The organism is Streptomyces sp. ALB3, from assembly GCF_044385685.1.
Classification (GTDB): domain Bacteria; phylum Actinomycetota; class Actinomycetes; order Streptomycetales; family Streptomycetaceae; genus Streptomyces.
Map to the genome: position 1 here is coordinate 273,873 of NZ_JBISCE010000044.1, position 19,720 is coordinate 293,592.

Genomic DNA, 19,720 nt, shown 5'->3' on the forward strand with positions numbered 1-19,720 from the left:
TCTCCCACGCCCCACCGGTCGGCGAAGGGGGAATCGGCAGCGCAGGAACGCGTCGGCCATGAAGCTCGTCGGCAAGCTGGTCGGCCTGTTCCGCGTCACGGCGGACCTGACCCAGGCCCAGCTCGCGGACCGGGCAGCCGTACAGGTGGAGACGATCGCCTCCATCGAACAGGGCCGCCGAGCCCTCCTCCCCGACCTGGCCCGGCGCCTGGACGCCCTGCTGGACACGAAGGGGGCACTGGAGACGGCGGTGGACAACATGCCGGAGGTGGACCTGATCCCGGCGTGGGCGGAGCAGTACATGGATCTGGAGCGGGAGGCGCTGGCGTTGTCCTGGTTCGAGAACCAGGTACTGCCGGGGCTGCTCCAGACGGAGAGCTACGCGCGTGCGGTGTTCCGCAGCAAGGTTCCGGTGATCAGCCAGGACGAGATCGAAGCACAGGTCTTGGCACGGACCGACCGTCAAAGCATCCTGCACCGCGCCGTGCCCCCGACCATCAGCTTCATCGTTTCCGAGGCCATCCTTCGGGACCGCCTCGGTGGTGACGAGGTACACGCTGCGCCACCTGCGCACGTGCGCCTCTCTGCCGGGCATCACACTCCAGGTCATGCCCCTCGGCCGCCACACTCACGCGGCGCTCGCCGGCCCGTTCATCCTGCTCGAGACACCGGACTACCAACATCTCGGCTATACGGAAACCCAGCGTGGTAGCCAACTCGTCGCCGACCCGGATGAGGTCAGCATCCTGGCGCAGAAATATGCGATGCTGCGAACGCAGGCTCTGAACATCGAGGACACGAAAGGCCTGCTGGACCGGCTGCTAGGAGAGTTATGAGCACCGCACTTGAATGGTTCAAGTCGAGCTACAGCAGCGACGAGGGCGGGGCCTGCCTCGAAGTCGCCTACAACTGGCGCAAGTCGAGTTACAGCGGCAGCGACGGCGGCCAGTGCATCGAGGTCGCCTCACACCTCTCCGCCATCCACGTCCGCGACTCCAAGACTCCCGAGGGCCCCACCTTCACCGTCGCTCCCACCGCCTGGTCGGCCTTCGCCGCGTTCGCAGCCCGGAGCTGACCGGACAGACCGCAGGCGGTCAGGGCGCTTTGAGCAGATCCCGCAACTCGGCGACATAGGTACGCACATCGCGTTCGGCGGGCAGTTCCACGGAAGCCTCCGGTGCCTCCTGGCCAGGCTGCCGACAGGCCCGGCAGAGGCCGTCGGGAAGCGCCTCGGCGCGGCCGGGCACACCGCACGTGGTGCACTCCATCATCACCCGCCGGACGGGCGTACCGGGCGCGGGCGGCACCGGGGCGGCGGACACCTGGGGCGGGATCTTGTCCTTGAGCCGGGAGCGGACGAACCCGACCGGCGAGTCGACCCCGGCGGGCAGCCCGGCAACGAGCGCCCGCACGAGGTAGTCGGCATCCACACCGCGCGTAAACCACGCGGCGGCCAGCGGCTCCAGGACCGCACAGTCGGCGGCGGATAGCGCCAGACGGGCATCAACGCGACCCAGTCGCGCCAGGGCGGCGTACGCGGGCGAGTCGCCCTCCAGAACGGACGGCACCGGTTCCGGCGCCCGCTGCTGCGGTACCACGTCGGTCACCGGCCGGACGGCGACGGGCTCGGCAACCACCGGCTGCTCGCGCTCGGCACCGACGAGGACGCCCCACCACTCGTTGTCGCGGGGAGTGCGGGACCAGAACGTGCGGAAGACCCAGCGCACCTGCCCGCCCACGCCGGTCACCAGGCACCGCACACGTCGTAGGTAACCGGCGACGGACAGGGCCTTCAGGGCCGAACCGACCGCCTGCTGCCCGTAGAGCGGCAACTGCTTGGCCAGACCCTTGACGTCCATGGCAGCGCCGTCGGGAAGCTGGTCGATGAACCCGGCGATGTGCCGCTCACGCAGCGGCAACAGCATGAAGTCATCGGCGCGGCGCGGCTGCTGGTCCGGGGCGGATCGCTTGCCGTAGCCGGGACTGGCCATCGGGTACGGGCGCGAGGATGCGGGGGCGCGCAGGGCAGGGCTATGGTGCTGGACAGCCACGAGATCGTCTTCCATTCCGATCTTGGGGTGAGACCCCGGCCGGTGTTGCTAGCACCGCGTCGGGGTCGTTCTGGTTTCCGCACCGTAAGCAGTCGCCACACTCCGCTGCAAGTCGGTCACAACTAGTCATACTTGCTGATCGTGACGGGTCAGGGAGGTCGGGGAGGTTTACCCAAACCCTCTTCTACCTACCGGGTAGAGAAGGCGCTCGAATCCCGAAGTCCGTATCTCGTCCCCCGAGTCCCGAAGCTCAAGCGTCGGACCCGCGCCCCCGCAGCCATCCCTCGGAAGAGTGATCCAACCCCTCCCGAAGCTCGTCCCTCGACCCCCGGCACCCGAAGTCCGAGCGCCGGGGCAGGCCATGGCCTCGGTCAGGTCATCCGCCGGGCGTCCTTGCCGATCTCTTCCGGGATCAGCGCCCCAGTCGCTGCGCGACCTCCGTCGCCCAGTACGTCAGGATCATCCGCGCGCCCGCGCGCCGGATACCCGTCAGGCTCTCCAGGATCGCCGCGTCGCGGTCGATCCAGCCCTTCTCCGCCGCCGCCTCGATCATCGCGTACTCGCCGCTGATCTGGTACGCCGCGACGGGTACGTCCACCGCGTCGGCGACCTTGGCGAGGATGTCCAGGTAAGGGCCCGCCGGCTTGACCATGACCATGTCGGCGCCCTCCTCCAGGTCCAGCGCCAGCTCACGCAGCGACTCGCGGATGTTCGCCGGGTCCTGCTGGTACGTCTTGCGGTCGCCCTGGAGCGAGGAGCCGACCGCCTCACGGAACGGGCCGTAGAAGGCGGAGGAGTACTTCGCGGTGTAGGCGAGGATCGACACGTCCTCGTGCCCGGTCTGGTCCAGCGCGTCGCGGATCACTCCGACCTGGCCGTCCATCATGCCGCTGGGGCCCACCACATGGGCTCCCGCGTCGGCCTGGACCTGGGCCATCTCGGCGTACCGCTCCAGCGTGGCGTCGTTGTCGACGCGGCCGTCCTCGGTCAGCACCCCGCAGTGCCCGTGGTCGGTGTACTCGTCCAGACAGAGGTCGGACATGACCACCAGGTCGTCCCCGACCTCCTCGCGCACCGCCCGCAGGCCGGCCTGGAGAATGCCCTCCGGGTCGGTCCCCGCCGTGCCCCGCGCGTCCTTCTTCTCGTCCAGCGGGACGCCGAAGAGCATGATCCCCGAGACACCGGCCGCGACCGCGTCGACGGCGGCCTTCCGCAGCGTGTCCAGGGTGTGCTGCTGCACACCGGGCATGGCCGAGATGGCGACCGGGGCGTCGATGCCCTCGCGTACGAACGCGGGCAGGATCAGGTTCGCCGGGTCGAGCCGGGTCTCGGCGACCATGCGCCGCATGACGGGGGTCGTCCGCAGCCGGCGGGGCCGCGAGCCGGGGAAGTTTCCGTAATCGGTCATCCTTCGAGCGTAGACCCGCACACATCACCGGTTTACCGACACCTGAGCCGGAAAAAGCGGAGGGACGACGAACAGCGGGCCCGGCCGCTCCGCGAGGAAGCAGCCGGGCCCGCACATGGCTCGCCGACCCTCAGGTCGTCGTCCGGCGACGCCGCGCACCGGGGCGCCGCTCGCTCGGCCGGGTCACCGGGTCACCGGCCTCCTTGGCCGCGTCCCGGCGCTGCGCGCCGAAGTCCGCCAGCGCCTGGGCCAGCTTGTGGACCGAGGGCTCCGGGGAGAGGACGTCGACCCGCAGGCCGTGCTCCTCGGCGGTCTTCGCCGTGGCGGGACCGATGCACGCGATCACCGTCACGTTGTGCGGCTTGCCCGCGATGCCGACCAGGTTGCGGACGGTCGAGGACGAGGTGAAGAGCACCGCGTCGAAACCGCCGCCCTTGATCGCCTCCCGGGTCTCGGCCGGCGGCGGCGACGCGCGGACCGTGCGGTACGCGGTGACGTCGTCGACCTCCCAGCCCAGCTCGATGAGGCCGGCCACCAGCGTCTCGGTGGCGATGTCCGCGCGCGGCAGGAACACCCGGTCGATCGGGTCGAAGACCGGGTCGTAGGGCGGCCAGTCCTCCAGCAGACCCGCGGCCGACTGCTCGCCCGACGGCACCAGATCCGGCTTCACACCGAAGTCGATCAGTGCGGCGGCCGTCTGCTCCCCGACGGCGGCGACCTTGATCCCGGCGAAGGCACGCGCGTCGAGGCCGTACTCCTCGAACTTCTCCCGCACGGCCTTCACCGCGTTGACCGAGGTGAAGGCGATCCACTCGTAACGGCCCGTGACCAGCCCCTTGACCGCGCGCTCCATCTGCTGGGGCGTGCGCGGCGGCTCGACGGCGATCGTCGGGACCTCGTGCGGCACGGCACCGTACGACCGCAGCTGGTCGGAGAGCGACGCCGCCTGCTCCTTCGTACGCGGCACGAGCACCTTCCAGCCGAACAGCGGCTTCGACTCGAACCACGCGAGCTGGTCGCGCTGGGCGGCGGAGCTGCGCTCCCCGACCACGGCTATCACGGGCAGGTGCCCGTCCGGCGACGGGAGGACCTTCGCCTGCTTGAGGACCTGGGCGATCGTCCCGAGGGTCGCCGTCCAGGTGCGCTGGCGGGTCGTCGTCCCGGCGATCGTGACCGTGAGCGGGGTGTCCGGCTTACGGCCCGCCGAGACCAGCTCACCGGCGGCCGCGGCCACCGAGTCGAGCGAGGTGGACACGACGGCCGTCGCGTCGCTCGCACCGACCTCGGACCAGCAGCGGTCCGAGGCGGTACGCGCGTCCACGAAGCGCACATCGGCGCCCTGCGCGTCCCGCAGCGGCACACCGGCGTACGCGGGTACACCGACCGCGTTCGCGATGCCGGGCACGACCTCGAAAGGCACACCCGCGGCAGCGCAGGCGAGCATCTCGGCACCCGTGTTGCCGTCCAGGCCGGGGTCGCCCGTAACCGCACGGACCACCCGCCTGCCGCCCTTCGCTGCCTCCATGACAAGATTGGCGGCATCCCTGAGGACGGGTACTCCCGCGGGTGTTGACGCCGCGTCAACAACCGCCATCTCAGGCGTGCTTACCCCTGCCCGCGCATGGCAGCGGACGACGTCGAGAACCTCGGGTTCAGCGACAAGGACGTCCGCGCTCGCAAGCGCCTCGACGGCGCGCAGAGTCAGCAGTCCCGGGTCGCCGGGACCGGCGCCGAGGAAGGTGACATGCCCTGAGGACAGGACAGGGAAGTCGGATACGACAGGGCCGGTGGGGCTCAAAGTGCTCGCTCCCCCATAAGACCGGCCGCACCCTTGGCGAGCATCTCGGACGCGAGCTCGCGACCGAGGGCCGCCGCGTCGTCGTGCGACGTGGGGACGGGACCGGTGATGGACAGCTGCACCAGGGAAGTGCCGTCGGTCGAACCGACGACACCGCGCAGGCGCAGTTCGTTGACAACCTGCCCGTCGGCCAGGAGGTCGGCCAGCGCACCCACAGGTGCGGAACAGCCGGCCTCCAGGGCGTTGAGCAGGGCGCGCTCGGCGGTCACGGCGACCCGGGTGTACGGGTCGTCGAGCTCGGCGAGCGCTGCGGCGAGGTCGGCGCTGCTTTCAGCGCACTCGATCGCCAGTGCTCCCTGGCCGGGAGCGGGCAGGACGGTGTCGACCGGCAGGAAGCCGGTGACCTCGTCCGTGCGTCCGAGGCGGCTGAGCCCGGCGGCGGCGAGTACCACCGCGTCCAGCTCCCCGCTCCGTACAAAACCAATGCGCGTATCGACGTTGCCGCGGATGGCGACGGTCTCTATCTCGAGGCCGTGCGAGCGGGCGTACGCGTTGAGCTGCGCCATGCGGCGCGGCGAACCGGTACCGATACGGGCGCCGGGCGGCAGCTGCTCGAAGGTCAGCCCGTCCCGCGCCACCAGTGCGTCGCGCGGGTCCTCGCGCGGCGGCACGGCGGCCAGGACGAGGCCCTCGGGCTGCGTGGTCGGCAGGTCCTTGAGCGAGTGGACGGCGAAGTCCACCTCGCCGCTCAGCAGCGCCTCGCGCAGGGCCGCGACGAACACGCCCGTCCCGCCGATCTGCGCCAGGTGCTCACGGGAGACATCCCCGTACGTGGTGATCTCGACGAGCTCGACGGCACGCCCGGTCACCTCGCGGACCGCGTCAGCGACCATGCCGGACTGCGCCATGGCGAGCTTGCTGCGCCGGGTGCCTAGCCGGAGCGGTGTGGTGGTTCCCCCGCCCAGGGGTGAGTTGTCGGTCATGACCGCCCTCGATTCGGGTCGTTCAGGTCTGCCCGTGAGACGGCGGCCACCGTCTGCGGGTCGAGGTCGAAGAGTTCCCGCAGCGCATCGGCGTACCCGGCGCCGCCGGGCTCGCTCGCGAGCTGCTTGACCCGCACGGTGGGCGCGTGCAGGAGCTTGTCGACGACGCGGCGCACGGTCTGCGTGATCTCGGCGCGCTGCTTCTCGTCCAGGTCGGGGAGGCGTCCGTCGAGCCGCGCGATCTCGCCGGCCACCACATCGGCGGCCATGGTGCGCAGGGCGACGACGGTCGGAGTGATGTGGGCGGCGCGCTGGGCCGCCCCGAAGGCGGCGACCTCGTCGGCGACGATGGTGCGCACCTGGTCCACATCGGCGGCCATCGGGGCGTCCGCGGACGCCTCGGCGAGCGACTCGATGTCGACGAGGCGCACACCGGCCACACGGTGGGCCGCTCCGTCGATGTCACGCGGCATCGCGAGGTCGAGCAGGTGGAGACGGGCGGGGCCGGCGACGGCCGGCCGCACGGGCACCCGGCGCACCGCCCGGGCCTGGGCGGCGGCCGTGGCGGAACCGTTCTCCACCCACGCGGCGTGCTGGTCGAGTTCGTCGGGCGCGTCGGGCGCGGGGGCCTCGGCCGCCCGCCCCGCGATGTCGAAGTCGACGCCGAGCGCACCGGCGACGGCCTCCGCGGTCAGGACGAGCCCGGTCGCACCGGTACAGGACACGACGACATCGGCACGTGTCAGTTCGTCCGCGACCCCCGCCATCTCCACGGCGCGCGCCGTGGGGACGCCGGCCTGGCCGAGGATCTCGGCGAGCCGGTCGGCACGGGACCGGGTCCGGTTGGCGACCACGATCTCCTTGACGCCCGCACGGGCCAGGGTGGCCGCGGCGAGCGAGGACATCGAGCCCGCGCCGATCACCAGGGCGCGCTTGCCCGCCGCCCAGTCGGTCACCTCCACGCCGTCGGCCAGCTGCTCGAGACCGAAGGTGACGAGCGACTGCCCGGCCCGGTCGATCCCGGTCTCGCTGTGGGCGCGCTTACCGACCCGCAGGGCCTGCTGGAAGAGGTCGTTCAGCAGGCGGCCCGCCGTGTGGAGCTCCTGCCCCAGCGCGAGCGCGTCCTTGATCTGGCCGAGGATCTGGCCCTCGCCGACGACCATCGAGTCCAGCCCGCACGCCACCGAGAAGAGGTGGTGGACGGCACGGTCCTCGTAGTGCACATAAAGATAAGGAGTCAGCTCGTCCAGCCCGACCCCGCTGTGCTGCGCGAGGAGGGTGGACAGCTCGGCGACACCCGCGTGGAACTTGTCCACGTCCGCGTACAGCTCGATGCGGTTGCAGGTGGCCAGGACGGTGGCCTCGGTCGCGGGTTCCGCGGCGAGGGTGTCGTGGAGCAGCTTCGTCCGGGCGTCACCCGCCAGAGCCGCCCGCTCCAGCACGGAGACGGGGGCACTGCGGTGGCTGAGACCTACGACCAGGAGACTCATGCCGGCATCACGGCGGGCATGTCCCCGTCAGGTCCCTTCCGGCCGGCCGGGGTGGCGCGCATCGGCGGCGCGTCCTCGGTGCCGGTGTCCACGGGCGCCCTGCCGTCGGCAGCGGCCTCCTCACCGGCCTTGCGCTGCTCGTGGAAGGCGAGGATCTGCAGCTCGATCGAGAGGTCGACCTTGCGCACGTCGACGCCGTCGGGCACGGAGAGCACCGTCGGCGCGAAGTTGAGGATGGAGGTCACGCCCGCGGCGACGAGCCGGTCGCAGACCTGCTGGGCGGCGCCGGGCGGAGTGGTGATGACCCCGATGGACACACCGTTCTCACTGATGATCCGGTCCAGGTCGTCGGTGTGCTGGACGGCGATCCCGGCCACGGGCGTACCCGCCATGGCGGGGTCGGCGTCGATCAGCGCGGCGACCCGGAACCCACGGGAGGCGAAGCCTCCGTAGTTCGCGAGCGCGGCGCCGAGGTTACCGATCCCGACGATCGCTACCGGCCAGTCCTGGGTGAGCCCCAGCTCACGGGAGATCTGGTAGACGAGGTACTCGACGTCGTAACCGACTCCGCGCGTGCCGTAGGAGCCCAGATAGCTGAAGTCCTTGCGGAGCTTGGCGGAATTGACTCCCGCCGCCGCGGCGAGTTCCTCGGAGGAGACCGTGGGAACCGAGCGCTCGGAGAGCGCTGTCAGTGCGCGGAGATACAGCGGAAGCCGAGCGACGGTGGCCTCGGGAATTCCTCGGCTACGGGTCGCCGGTCGGTGAGTTCGGCCAGTTGCCACGGTGCTCCTGCGGGATGAGCGGGGCTGCAGGCGGCCGTATGTCCTAAGACCGCCCCGTCGACAGCAGGCTATGTCTTTGTGAACGCGTGCACAAAGATAGTGTCCGTTTTGTCTGGTCAAAGTGACCGGGGTCACGCATATTCCCGGCGCGATCCCGGAACCCGGGACGCCATCAACCCGTTGCGGGCCCGAAGGGGGCAAGACGGTACACACTCCTCATGTCCACGCCCCCGAGACCACTCAAAACGCCCATGATGTTAACCGGGTTTCACCACGGAAGCCCCCTCACGTACGCAACGCCGTGCGCAGCCTCGCCGGGTCCACCCGCCAGAAGGTGTGCTGCTCGCCATCGATCAGAACCACCGGGATCTGCTCCCAGTACTCCTTGTACAGCGCCTCGTCCCGCGTGATGTCCTTCTCCACCCAGGACGCGCCGGTCTCCTCGCAGACCTCGCTCACCACCAGCCGCGCGTCCTCACAGAGATGACACCCCGGCTTCCCCAACAGGGTCACCACCCGGTCCGCGGGCTTCTTCCTCGTACGACGCAGCAGAGCACTCATACCTTCATTCTGCGCCCCCCGCCGGACCCGGCCGACGCACGGAATCACCCGTTTAACGCCCCGGCCCCGGAGAGTTCACACCACCGCATCCCGCCAGGTCGGGAAGAGCCGAACAGAATGGCTATGCTCACGACATGGCCGCTCTTGGATGGCTCACTCCCCGCAGGCGCCCCGCCACGGCACGCAGCGTGCTCGCAGGCGAGGCCGCAGCCGAGGCCGCCCGCAAGCAGGCGCTTCCGGCCGGCGCCGAAGGGCTGCCGCTCATCCTGGAAGAGGCGCGGGAACCCGCCTTCCCGGTGGCCGGCGACGCCCGGGCCGCCGCCTTCTTCGACCTCGACAACACCGTCATGCAGGGCGCCGCGATCTTCCACTTCGGCCGCGGCCTGTACAAGCGGAAGTTCTTCGAGCGCCGCGAACTGACCAGGTTCGCCTGGCAGCAGGCCTGGTTCAGGCTCGCCGGCGTCGAGGACCCGGAACACATGCAGGACGCCCGTGACAGCGCGCTGTCCATCGTCAAGGGCCACCGCGTCTCCGAGCTGATGTCCATCGGCGAGGAGATCTACGACGAGTACATGGCCGACCGCATCTGGCCCGGCACCCGCGCCCTGGCCCAGGCCCACCTCGACGCGGGCCAGAGGGTCTGGCTGGTCACCGCCGCCCCGGTGGAGACCGCCACGATCATCGCCCGCCGCCTGGGCCTCACCGGCGCCCTGGGCACCGTGGCCGAGTCGGTGGACGGCGTCTACACCGGCCGGCTGGTCGGTGAACCCCTCCACGGCCCGGCGAAGGCCGAGGCCGTGCGCGCGCTGGCCGCGGCCGAGGGACTGGACCTGGAGCGCTGCGCGGCGTACAGCGACTCGCACAACGACATCCCGATGCTGTCCCTGGTCGGCCACCCGTACGCGATCAACCCGGACTCCAAGCTGCGCAAGCACGCCCGCTCCCTGGACTGGCGGCTGCGCGACTACCGCACCGGCCGCAAGGCGGCCAAGGTCGGCATCCCGGCCGCTGCGGGCGTCGGAGCCCTGGCCGGGGGCACCGCCGCCGCCATGGCACTCCACCGCCGCCGCCGCTGACCCCTCACCCCTGACTCCGCCCGCCCCCTCCGCCGGGGCGGGACCGGCACGCCCGGGGACGTACGCCCGACCGGAAGCGGAACACCGGGCGCAGGCACCTGTCGCTCCGGCCAGTCACGTCGAGTCGCGACGACCACAACCCGTCGCCGCCACAGACAGATACCGAAGCTATTCGATCGATAACCGGTCACGATGTGCGACCCGAACCGTCACTTAGAGGATACGGAAGCGACGTAACCGGTGATTTGAGCAACTGGGTGTAGCAACGCCTGTACGAAGCGTTATTCTCCTCAGACGCACAAGGAGCCCGCCACCCGCTACGACGAGTGACGGTTTTCGAACTGCACGTGATGGAAGCTCTGCCTCTGGGAGTCCCGTGTACCCACACGTCGGGGTTGACACCTCGGGCCTGGCTACGCTGCGCGCAACGGTCCTCGACCACTTGCGCGGCTTCGTCCCCACCGCGTACGCCGTCCCCCAATTTGCCACCCCTGTACCTGCCGGCCCTTGCTATGCGCTGGCCGAACGCAGCGCGGCCGTCGGAAGACGCAGCAACCGCGGCGCCGCGACCACACCTGCCGTCCGCCGGCCGACGGCCGACAGCGACAGCGCCCGCATGATGGATCTCGTCGAGCGCGCGCAGGCCGGCGAGGCCGAGGCCTTCGGCCGCCTGTACGACCAGTACAGCGACACCGTGTACCGGTACATCTACTACCGCGTGGGAGGCAAGGCGACAGCGGAGGACCTCACGAGCGAGACGTTCCTGCGCGCGCTCCGCCGCATCTCCACCTTCACCTGGCAGGGCCGCGACTTCGGAGCCTGGCTGGTCACGATCGCTCGGAACCTGGTCGCCGACCACTTCAAATCCAGTCGTTTCCGACTGGAAGTGACCACTGGCGAAATGCTCGACGCCAACGAGGTCGCGCGGAGCCCGGAGGACTCCGTCCTGGAATCCCTCTCCAACGCGGCGCTGCTCCAGGCCGTACGCCGGCTCAACCCGCAGCAGCAGGAGTGTGTGACCCTGAGATTCCTGCAGGGCCTCTCGGTCGCCGAGACCGCCCGGGTCATGGGAAAGAACGAGGGCGCGATCAAAACCTTGCAGTACCGAGCCGTGCGCACGCTCGCGCGACTACTGCCGGACGACGCCCGCTGACGCCACCATCCGTGACGTGTTCGTGACACACCGATCGGATCATCCTCCGTCCGTAACCCAACTGCCGCGCCACTCGTTGTGCCGGATGCAGGCCCCCTGTCGCCACACCGACCGTCTCCACTCGCTCGATCGCGTGGAAACGTCCCCGGTGGGCAACCTTCCGGACCCTCAGGGGAGTCGACCGTCATGACGAGAGGAGGTGCCGCCAGTGATCGCAAACGTTTCGGCACACCGGCGGGCGAACGCCTTCGCCCAGGCCCTGGAGGAGCAGTCCCCCCAGGGTGCGGCGGCCGTACAGCCCGAGGACCCGGCCCAACCGGCCGACCACGGAACGCTGTTGGCCCTGGCGAACGGCCTCGGTGAGCTACCGGAGCCTGAATTCGATCCCGAGGTCAAAGTGGTGCAACGAGCCCAGCTCGTCGCGGCCATGGAGACCATGTTCGCCGAAGGCGGTGCGTCCACGGGCCCTACGGTGCCCGAACAGCGGAACAAGGGAGCCCACCGCGCCTCCCCGATCCGGAGGCTGCGCCCCCGCTCCCGCTGGGCGAAGGGCCTCACCGCGGGCGGGCTCACGGTCGGTGTGGCCGCGGGGGCGTTCGGCGGAGTGGCCGCTGCCAGTTCCGACGCCCTCCCCGGTGATTCCCTCTACCCACTCAAACGCGGCATGGAGGACATCAGCCTCACCATGGCCGACGGCGACGCCGACCGCGGCGAGGTCCACCTCGACCAGGCGTCGACGCGTCTCCACGAGGCGCGCCGGCTGATGGAGCGGGGCCGCTCGGGCGAGCTGGACCACGAATCCATCGGTGAGGTCAGGCGCGCACTCGACGGCATGACGCACGACGCCACCGAGGGCCACCGTCTGCTCCACAGCGCCTACCAGCGCGACGGTTCCCTCGGCCCCATCCAGGCACTGGACTCCTTCTCCCGCTCGCACCGCGCGAGCTGGAGCAGCCTCCGGGAACGGCTGCCCGTCCAGCTGACCGACATCAGCGACAAGGTCAGCTCCGTCTTCGAGGCCATGGACCAGGAAGTCGCACCCCTGAAATCCCTGCTGCCCCGCACCCCGGGCACCGAGGAGGGCGCGCCGCCCGCCGGCTCCACCCAGGAGAACCGGGGTCCGTCGGCCCCGGACCGCGGGGCTCCTTCCTCCTCCGCGGCTCCGGAGGACAGCGCCTCGGCCAGCACCGCGCCGAAGCCCTCGGACTCCGGCAGCAGCCCGGCCGGCGGCCTGCTCGACGGCGAGGACGGCCTGCTGGACGACCTCCCGACGGACGGCACCACCCCGTCGTCCCCGGGCGACACGTCGGGCGCGCCCCCCGCACCCGACGTCACCCTTCCGCCGCTCCTCCCCGGCCTGCTGCCCGGCCTGGGTATCGACGGCGAGAACGTCGGACCGTAGCGGCGGATCCACGAAGGGAGGGGGCCGTCCCGACCGGACGGCCCCCTCCCTTCGCAGGCGGTGCGGGCAGCGGGCGGCGCCGTCAGAAGAAGACCGACCTGCGCTGCACCAGCAGCTTGTACAGCGTGTGCTGGATCTGCTCCCGTACCTGGTCCGTCAGGTTGAACATCAGCATCGGGTCCTCCGCCGCCTCCGGCGGATACCCGTCCGTGGGGATCGGCTCCCCGAACTGGATCGTCCACTTGGTCGGCAACGGCAGCGCACCCAGCGGCCCCAGCCACGGAAAGGTCGGCGTGATCGGGAAGTACGGGACCCCCAGGATCCGGGCCAGCGTCTTCGAGTTGCCGATCATCGGGTAGATCTCCTCCGCGCCCACGATCGAGCACGGCACGATCGGCACCCCGGCGCGCAGTGCCGTCGACACGAACCCGCCGCGTCCGAAGCGCTGCAGCTTGTACCGCTCGCCGAACGGCTTCCCGATGCCCTTGAAGCCCTCCGGCATCACCCCGACGACCTCACCGCCCTGCAACAGCCGCTCCGCGTCCTCCGCGCACGCGAGGGTGTGCCCGGCCTTCCTCGCCAGCTCGTTCACCACGGGCAGCATGAAGACGAGATCGGCCGCCAGCAGCCGGAGGTGCCGCTCCGCCGGGTGGTTGTCGTGCACCGCGACCTGGAGCATCAGTCCGTCCAGCGGCAGCGTCCCGGAGTGGTTGGCCACGATGAGCGCCCCGCCGTCGGACGGGATGTTCTCGATCCCCTTCACCTCGACCCGGAAGTACTTGTCCGCGAGCGGCCTCAGCACCGACATGAGGACCTGGTCGGTCAGCTCCTTGTCGTAACCGAACTCGTCGACGTCGTAGTCACCCGTGAGCCGGCGCCGCAGAAACGCCAGCCCTCCCGCGATCCGCCGGTCCCAGCCGCTCACCGGTGCCTCCCTGTCGTCCTCTGAGGCGGCACCGGCGGCCTCAGCGGCCCCGTCCGGCACCTGACCACCCGGCAGGGCGCTCACGGGCGCAGGACCGGCCGCCGCGGGCCCCTGGGCCCGGCCGCCGGGCAGCAGGCCTCTGCGCCGCCCCGCGCCGGAGCGCGAACGGTCGTCGTCGAAGGGAATGACCTTGGCGTCCGCCATCGTCTGTCGCGCTCCTCTACCTGGCGCCGTGAGTCGAATGTGCCGTGTCCGCCGGGCCGGTGCCGAGCGGCAGCTCGGCCAGCCTCCCGACCGCCCTGCCCACCCGGTCCGGAGGCAGCAGCCCCGGGCCGCGGCTCCGCGCGAACTCCGCGAACGTCCCGGCCGTCGTGAACTTCGGCCGGAAACCCAGCGTCTCGCGCATCTGGACGGTCGAGACCACCCTGCCGTGGGTGAGCAGCCGGATCTGCTCCGGCGAGAAGTCCGTCATGCCGATCGTACGGAGCGCCGATCCCACCCAGGTCACCGCCGGCAGGAGCAGCGGCACGGTCGGACGCCCCAGCCTGCGTGAGCACTGCGAGAGCAGCAGCACCCCGTCGCCCGCGATGTTGAACGTGCCGCTGTTCAGCGTGCCGCGCCGGGGCTCGCGGGCGGCGATCTCCAGTACGTCGACGACGTCGTCCTCATGGACGAACTGCAGCCGGGGGTCGTACCCGAGGACCGTCGGCAGGACCGGCAGCGACAGGTAGTCGGCGAGCGGCGAGTCGGGCTCGGGGCCCAGGATGTTCGCGAACCGCAGCACGCACACCGCGACGTCGGGCCTGCGGCGCGCGAAGCCCCGGACGTATCCCTCGACCTCCACCGCGTCCTTGGCGAACCCGCCGCTGGGCAGGGACTTGGGCGGCGTCGTCTCGGTGAAGACCGCGGGGTCACGGGGGGCGGAACCGTACACGTTGGTGCTGGACTTGACGACGAGCCGCTGGACGGCCGGCGACTTCTGGCAGGCACCGAGCAGCTGCATCGTGCCGATGACGTTGGTCTCCTTGACCGTCGTCCGGCCACCTCCGCCGAGCGCCTTCGCGGACACGTCCAGATGGACGACCGTGTCGACCGAATGCTCGGCGAGAACCCTGGCGATCGCCGACTGCCGGATGTCCGCCAGGACGAATTCCGCGTCGCCCAGGTCATGCCCGGGCGGGATCGCGTCCACGGCGATCACCCGGTCCACACCGGGATCGCGCTGGACACGCCGTACGAAACGGCCTCCCAGCTGCCGTGCCGCGCCTGTGACGAGCACGATCTTCCCCAAGACCAGCGCCTTCCGTCGATCGTTGACGTCCACCGAGCGGGGACTTCCCCTGGCCGTCACCGTAGCCGGTGGATGTTGCCCTGTGACGACCCCAGGCGGCCTTTACCCGACCGGAGGCGGCAGGACCACCGGATCCGCCGTACGACGGGCACCCGGCGGCACGCCCGGAATCCGGGTCCGGGAGCCGCCCCCGGAACGCGCCGAGGCCCCCCCGCCAGGACGGCGGGAGGGCCTCGGACTCACGAACCGCGTTCGCTTACTTCTTGTTGCGACGCTGAACGCGCGTGCGCTTGAGCAGCTTGCGGTGCTTCTTCTTGGCCATCCGCTTACGCCGCTTCTTGATAACAGAGCCCACGACTACCCTCGCTCACTTCTTCTTCACTGGTGCGGGGCGTCTGGGCCCACACGACCTACGTCGGCCTAGCCTACCCGCCACCGCGTGAGGGACGTAATCCGAGGGCAACGTCAGGCTGACTCCACCCCCACGAAGGACTCGCGAAGATACTCGTGAACCGCTTGCTCCGGGACCCGGAAGGACCTTCCCACCCTGATCGCCGGCAGATGACCGCTGTGCACCAAGCGGTACACGGTCATCTTCGACACCCTCATGACCGAGGCGACTTCCGCCACGGTCAGAAACTTGACCTCGTTGAGAGGCCTCTCACTGCCAGCAGCCATGACCCACCTGTACCTTCCGCACGAGACGCGCACCGGCTTCCCCTCCGGTGACTCTTCGTCGTTGTGCGCTCACTCCCCAGATTAGGGGCGGGTGATGCGAGTGGGGAAGAGGTGAGACGATCGGCGGCCTACCGTGACAGACATGCCCGATTGAGTACATACCGCGCGAGGGGCCGGTAGTAGTCGGACCTCACACCGTCATCAACCGGAACGGCGACGGACACCCGCCCCTCCGCCTCACCCACGAACAACGCGGGGTCATCCGTATCCGCCAGCCCGATGGCCTCGATACCCAGCTGACCTGCGCCGCAGACCCACCCGTGGTCCCCGACCACCAGCTCGGGCAGCACTCCCCGGGCCTTCACGGCCTCCTCCAGCACCGCCCGGACCGGCAGCGGCGAATGGGTATGTGCGCCGGTGGCACTCCCGGGGACCCGCACGCCCGGTTCGCGCACCAGCGCGACTCCCCGTACGTAGTCGAGGCTGTACGTGCGTACGCCGAACCGGGTCGTTATGTCGACACATCGGCCCTGCGCGGGAGTGAGCACCACGCACCCTGCCGCCGACAAAGCGTCTGCCAGACCGGCGTAGAAACCGAGCAGCCGGTGCGGATGCCCGGTGCCGAACAGCACCGGCGCCCGCCTCTCCGCCACCCGGGCGAGCCGGTCCGCGAAAGCGTCCAGGGCGGCCACGGTCCTCTCCGGATCGATCACGTCCGGACCTGACACGTGGCCAGGATCGTCCGACACCCCGCACTTGTCGGCCATCAGCCGCAGCAGGTCACGCTCTCCCCAGTCCCGGTCAGGATCGAGTCCGAGCAGCACACGCGGATCCCTCGCCGCGAAGAGCCGGTACCTCCGCAGACTGGTCTCCCGCGACGTGGCCACGGGCCCGGCGAGCCGGGCCGCCAGCAGGTGAGCGCGCAGCGCTCCGGTGCTCAACACCCTCCGATGCTCCCGCACCGGGGCCCTCCCCGCGGCGGAACCGGGACACCGCACCACCGTTGGCGTAACTCCGGCTCAGGCCAGCAGCCCCCGCAACGGGAACGCCGCACGCCGGGTCGCCAGTACGGCCTGGTCCAGCCGGTCCGCCGGGTCGTACCCGTCCTCCCACGGCTGCCACGACGGCGCACGGCCGTCCGTCATACGCGCCGGGCCCGGCTGACGCGTGCGGGCGTACACCTCGTCCCGCCACGACGACGGAACAACCGTCTCCGGGTCCACCGGCTCATGCGCGGCGATCCCCACCAGATGCGTCCAGGACCGCGGCACCACATCCACCACCGAGTAACCGCCCCCGCCCAGCGCCACCCACCGCCCGTCCTCCGCGCAGGAGTGCGCGAGGTCGTGACAGGCCGTCATGACGGCACGCTGGGCGTCCAGCGACACCGCGAGATGTGCCAGCGGATCCTCGGCATGCGTGTCGGCACCGTGCTGGGTCACCAGCACCTGCGGCCGGAAGTCCTCCAGCAGCTCCGGCACCACCGCGTGGAACGCCCGCAGCCACCCGGCGTCTCCCGTACCCGCCGGCAGGGCCACGTTCACGGCACCGCCCTCACCCGGCCCGGCACCGGTCTCCTCCGGCCACCCCGTCTGCGGGAACAGCGTGCGCGGGTGCTCGTGCAGCGACACGGTCAGCACCCGGGGGTCCTCCCAGAAGGCCGCCTGAACCCCGTCCCCGTGATGGACGTCCACATCGACGTACGCCACCCGCTCCGCGCCCAGTTCCAGCAGGCGGGCGATCGCGAGCGCCGGATCGTTGTACACGCAGAAGCCCGAGGCCGCTCCGGGCATCGCGTGGTGCAGCCCGCCGGAGAAGTTCACGGCGTGCGCGGCCTCCCCACGCCACACCGCCTCGGCGGCCCCCACCGAGAGCCCCGCGATCAGCGCCGACGCCTCGTGCATCCCCGCGAACGCGGGATCGTCCAGAGTCCCCAGCCCGTACGCCTGGTCGGCGGCACCGGGATCCGCGGACGCCGCCCGGACGGCCGCCACGTAGTCCTCACGGTGCACCAGCCGCAGCGTGGAGTCCCCCGCGGGCCTGGCCGAACGGACATCCACCGACCCGTCCAGCTCGAGCGCCCGCACCAGCCCCATCGTCAGGGCGAGTCTGGCCGGGTCCATGGGGTGACCCGGCCCGAAGTCGTACCCCGTTACTGCCTCATCCCACATCAGCTGCGCGCGCCCGCTCATGCCCGCCACCGTATCGGTCGGGTTCCGTGCCGAACGACCGGGCGTACACGAGCGTCGCGAGGACCAGGACCATGGGCACGAGCATCGCTCCCCGATAGCTCCACGCGTCCCCGAGCGCCCCGACGAGGGGCGATCCGACGAGGAACCCCACGTAGTTGAAGACGTTCAGCCGGGCCACCGCCACATCGCTCGCCCCGGGGAACATCCTTCCGGCTGCCGCGAAGGTCTGGGGCACGATCACACAGAGCCCCAGCCCCAGCAGCGTGAAGCCGAGCATCCCCCACCACGCGCCGGGAGCCATCGCCACCACCGCGAACCCCGCGGCGGCCAGCACGCTGCCGCCCCGCACCACGGCCACCGCTCCGAACCGCCGCACCCCGAGGTCACCGACGGCCCGGCCCAGCAGGGTCGTCACCATGTAGACGTTGTACGGAACCGTCGCCAGCTGCTCGGAACCGCCCAACACGTCCTGGAGGTACTTGGCACTCCAGTTGGAGACCGTCGAGTCCCCGATGTACGCGAACGCCATCACCAGGCAGAGCGGCATGAGCAGCCTGAACGGCACGGACGCGGCCTGGCCGGCCTCCGCCGCCACCGGCGCCCCAGCCGGCTTCCCCTCCGCGTACCACCGGCTGCCGATCAGAGCCGCGGGCAGCAGGACGACCACCGCCGGCAGATAGGACACCAGCAGCGACCCGTCGCCGCGCGCACCCGCCCACGCCACCGACGCCCCGGCGATCCCGCCCAGGCTGTACGCGGCATGGAACCCGAGCATGATGCTCCGCCCGTACGCCCGCTGGAGACTGACGCCCATCATGTTCATCGACGCGTCCAGCGCCCCGACCCCCAGCCCGAAGACGCCGAGCGCGAGAGCCACCTGCCAGACCTCACTGCCCGCGCCCACGCCGAGCAGGGCCAGCAGCACGACGGGCTGCGCCCACCTGAGCACGATCCCGGGCCGCACCCGCGCGACCACCTTCTCGGTGGCCACACTGGCGACCCCCGCCAGCACGGGCACCGCGGCCAGGAACACGGGCAGCAGCCCGTCGGATATCCCGTACCGGTCCTGAATGGCGGGGATGCGCGTCACGAGCAGCGCAAAGGTCACCCCTTGCACCAGGAAACTCATGGCGAGGGAGGCTCTGCCGTACCGCAACCGCGCATCCGTCATGGCCGCGAGCGTAGAGCTCCGGTCTACCGCTGGGTAGATCGGTCAGGCGAGCAGTTTCCGGAGCTGCGACATGTCGGAGAAGTGCCCGGTCACCCCGACGAGCCGGTCCGCCGGCATCATCGAGGTGAAGCCGTACACGTCCATCCCCGCGGCCCGGGCCGCCTCGACGCCGAGCGGGCTGTCCTCGACGACGACACACCGGTCGGGGGCGACACCCATCCGTTCGGCGGCGTGGAGGAACAGGTCCGGGGCCGGCTTCCCACGCCCCACGTCCTCGGAGCTGAAGATCCACTCCTCCTCGAACCACTGGTCGAGGCCGGCCTTCCGGTGTCCGGCGGCGATCTTCTGGTGGCTCCCGGACGAGGCGACGCAGTACGCCACCCCGTCGGCGACGAGTTCGCCCAGCAGTTCCTCGACCCCGTCCACGGCGACCAGTTGCTCCGCCTCGAACGCGGCGAGGGTGCGGCGGTGCAGCTCCTCGTCGAACTCCGCGGGCAGCTTCTGGCTCGTCCGCTCGTCCACCAGATCGTGCACCCGGTGGATCGCGGCCCCCATGTAGTCGCGGAGGGACTCCTCGTAGGAGGTGGGGTGACCGAGCTCCGTGAGGTAGCCGGCCAGGACCGTGTTGGAGATCGGCTCACTGTCGACGAGCACGCCGTCGTTGTCGAAGATGACCAGTTCGTAGCGCATGGTTCGACCCTAGACGCTCAGAACGCAGAAAAGCCCCGTGCCACAAGGGCACGGGGCTTTCCCGGAATA

19 protein-coding genes and 1 pseudogene are annotated in these 19,720 nt (G+C 70.7%); 5 read left to right on the forward strand and 15 right to left on the reverse strand.

The features are described 5' to 3' along the window. The first annotated feature begins 58 nt into the window (after window positions 1-58). Window positions 59-836 (forward strand): annotated as a pseudogene (locus ACHFIV_RS29795) (helix-turn-helix domain-containing protein). Continuing rightward, complete coding sequence (locus ACHFIV_RS29800) at window positions 833-1,075, forward strand: DUF397 domain-containing protein (protein WP_398975483.1); 243 nt, start codon at window positions 833-835, stop codon at window positions 1,073-1,075. Before ACHFIV_RS29795 ends, ACHFIV_RS29800 begins: the two are co-directional and overlap by 4 nt. 19 nt (window positions 1,076-1,094) lie before the next feature. Here the strand turns inward: ACHFIV_RS29800 and ACHFIV_RS29805 are convergent, their stop codons facing one another. From ACHFIV_RS29805 to ACHFIV_RS29835, 7 genes are all read right to left on the reverse strand, one after another. After that, window positions 1,095-2,051, reverse strand: a complete 957-nt coding sequence (locus ACHFIV_RS29805; RefSeq protein ID WP_398975485.1) for a MarR family transcriptional regulator — start codon at window positions 2,049-2,051, stop codon at window positions 1,095-1,097. A gap of 412 nt (window positions 2,052-2,463) precedes the next feature. Then, window positions 2,464-3,459 carry a porphobilinogen synthase gene (hemB, locus tag ACHFIV_RS29810; protein WP_398975487.1) on the reverse strand — a complete coding sequence of 332 codons (996 nt, stop codon included), beginning with the start codon at window positions 3,457-3,459 and terminating at the stop codon, window positions 2,464-2,466. 130 nt (window positions 3,460-3,589) lie between these two features. Further along, on the reverse strand, window positions 3,590-5,257 hold the full coding sequence (locus tag ACHFIV_RS29815) for a bifunctional uroporphyrinogen-III C-methyltransferase/uroporphyrinogen-III synthase (protein ID WP_398975489.1): 1,668 nt from the start codon (window positions 5,255-5,257) through the stop codon (window positions 3,590-3,592). Then, window positions 5,254-6,240 carry a hydroxymethylbilane synthase gene (hemC, locus tag ACHFIV_RS29820; RefSeq protein ID WP_398975491.1) on the reverse strand — a complete coding sequence of 329 codons (987 nt, stop codon included), beginning with the start codon at window positions 6,238-6,240 and terminating at the stop codon, window positions 5,254-5,256. The genes ACHFIV_RS29815 and hemC overlap by 4 nt, the downstream gene beginning before the upstream one ends. Next, window positions 6,237-7,730: a glutamyl-tRNA reductase gene (locus ACHFIV_RS29825; protein ID WP_398975493.1), complete on the reverse strand. Its 1,494-nt coding sequence runs from the start codon at window positions 7,728-7,730 to the stop codon at window positions 6,237-6,239. Before ACHFIV_RS29825 ends, hemC begins: the two co-directional genes overlap by 4 nt. Next, window positions 7,727-8,512 (reverse strand): redox-sensing transcriptional repressor Rex, encoded by a 786-nt coding sequence (locus ACHFIV_RS29830; protein ID WP_398975495.1) that lies wholly within the window; start codon window positions 8,510-8,512, stop codon window positions 7,727-7,729. Before ACHFIV_RS29830 ends, ACHFIV_RS29825 begins: the two co-directional genes overlap by 4 nt. A gap of 285 nt (window positions 8,513-8,797) precedes the next feature. Next, window positions 8,798-9,073 carry a glutaredoxin family protein gene (locus ACHFIV_RS29835; protein ID WP_398975497.1) on the reverse strand — a complete coding sequence of 92 codons (276 nt, stop codon included), beginning with the start codon at window positions 9,071-9,073 and terminating at the stop codon, window positions 8,798-8,800. A 134-nt stretch (window positions 9,074-9,207) separates the two neighbouring features. On the opposite strand from ACHFIV_RS29835, the gene ACHFIV_RS29840 reads away from it, so the two are divergent. The 3 genes from ACHFIV_RS29840 to ACHFIV_RS29850 all read left to right on the forward strand — a co-directional run bounded on the left by ACHFIV_RS29840 (window position 9,208) and on the right by ACHFIV_RS29850 (window position 12,704). Further along, window positions 9,208-10,149 carry an HAD family hydrolase gene (locus ACHFIV_RS29840; RefSeq protein ID WP_398975498.1) on the forward strand — a complete coding sequence of 314 codons (942 nt, stop codon included), beginning with the start codon at window positions 9,208-9,210 and terminating at the stop codon, window positions 10,147-10,149. A gap of 376 nt (window positions 10,150-10,525) precedes the next feature. Next, on the forward strand, window positions 10,526-11,302 hold the full coding sequence (locus ACHFIV_RS29845) for an ECF subfamily RNA polymerase sigma factor, BldN family (protein WP_398975499.1): 777 nt from the start codon (window positions 10,526-10,528) through the stop codon (window positions 11,300-11,302). Window positions 11,303-11,510: 208 nt separating this feature from the next. Beyond that, entirely contained in the window at window positions 11,511-12,704 is a 1,194-nt protein-coding gene (locus ACHFIV_RS29850; RefSeq protein ID WP_398975501.1) for a DUF5667 domain-containing protein, read from the forward strand. Between the two features lie 82 nt (window positions 12,705-12,786). On the opposite strand, the gene ACHFIV_RS29855 is transcribed toward ACHFIV_RS29850, so the two are convergent. The 8 genes from ACHFIV_RS29855 to ACHFIV_RS29890 form a co-directional block, all read right to left on the reverse strand. Further along, a complete protein-coding gene (locus ACHFIV_RS29855; RefSeq protein ID WP_398975503.1) occupies window positions 12,787-13,833 on the reverse strand; it encodes a lysophospholipid acyltransferase family protein in 1,047 nt (348 codons plus the stop codon). A gap of 16 nt (window positions 13,834-13,849) precedes the next feature. Then, window positions 13,850-14,920 (reverse strand): NAD-dependent epimerase/dehydratase family protein, encoded by a 1,071-nt coding sequence (locus ACHFIV_RS29860; protein WP_398975505.1) that lies wholly within the window; start codon window positions 14,918-14,920, stop codon window positions 13,850-13,852. A gap of 256 nt (window positions 14,921-15,176) precedes the next feature. After that, complete coding sequence (locus ACHFIV_RS29865) at window positions 15,177-15,275, reverse strand: 30S ribosomal protein bS22 (protein ID WP_003948845.1); 99 nt, start codon at window positions 15,273-15,275, stop codon at window positions 15,177-15,179. A 110-nt stretch (window positions 15,276-15,385) separates the two neighbouring features. Further along, a complete protein-coding gene (locus tag ACHFIV_RS29870; protein ID WP_014046653.1) occupies window positions 15,386-15,598 on the reverse strand; it encodes a helix-turn-helix domain-containing protein in 213 nt (70 codons plus the stop codon). A gap of 128 nt (window positions 15,599-15,726) precedes the next feature. Next, on the reverse strand, window positions 15,727-16,542 hold the full coding sequence (locus ACHFIV_RS29875; RefSeq protein WP_398975507.1) for a phosphatase: 816 nt from the start codon (window positions 16,540-16,542) through the stop codon (window positions 15,727-15,729). A 75-nt stretch (window positions 16,543-16,617) separates the two neighbouring features. Next, a complete protein-coding gene (locus ACHFIV_RS29880; protein WP_398975509.1) occupies window positions 16,618-17,790 on the reverse strand; it encodes an acetoin utilization protein AcuC in 1,173 nt (390 codons plus the stop codon). After that, entirely contained in the window at window positions 17,759-18,961 is a 1,203-nt protein-coding gene (locus tag ACHFIV_RS29885) for an MFS transporter (RefSeq protein ID WP_398975511.1), read from the reverse strand. The genes ACHFIV_RS29880 and ACHFIV_RS29885 overlap by 32 nt, the downstream gene beginning before the upstream one ends. Before the next feature lie 42 nt (window positions 18,962-19,003). After that, window positions 19,004-19,651 carry an HAD family hydrolase gene (locus tag ACHFIV_RS29890; RefSeq protein WP_398975513.1) on the reverse strand — a complete coding sequence of 216 codons (648 nt, stop codon included), beginning with the start codon at window positions 19,649-19,651 and terminating at the stop codon, window positions 19,004-19,006. Window positions 19,652-19,720 lie beyond the last annotated feature (69 nt).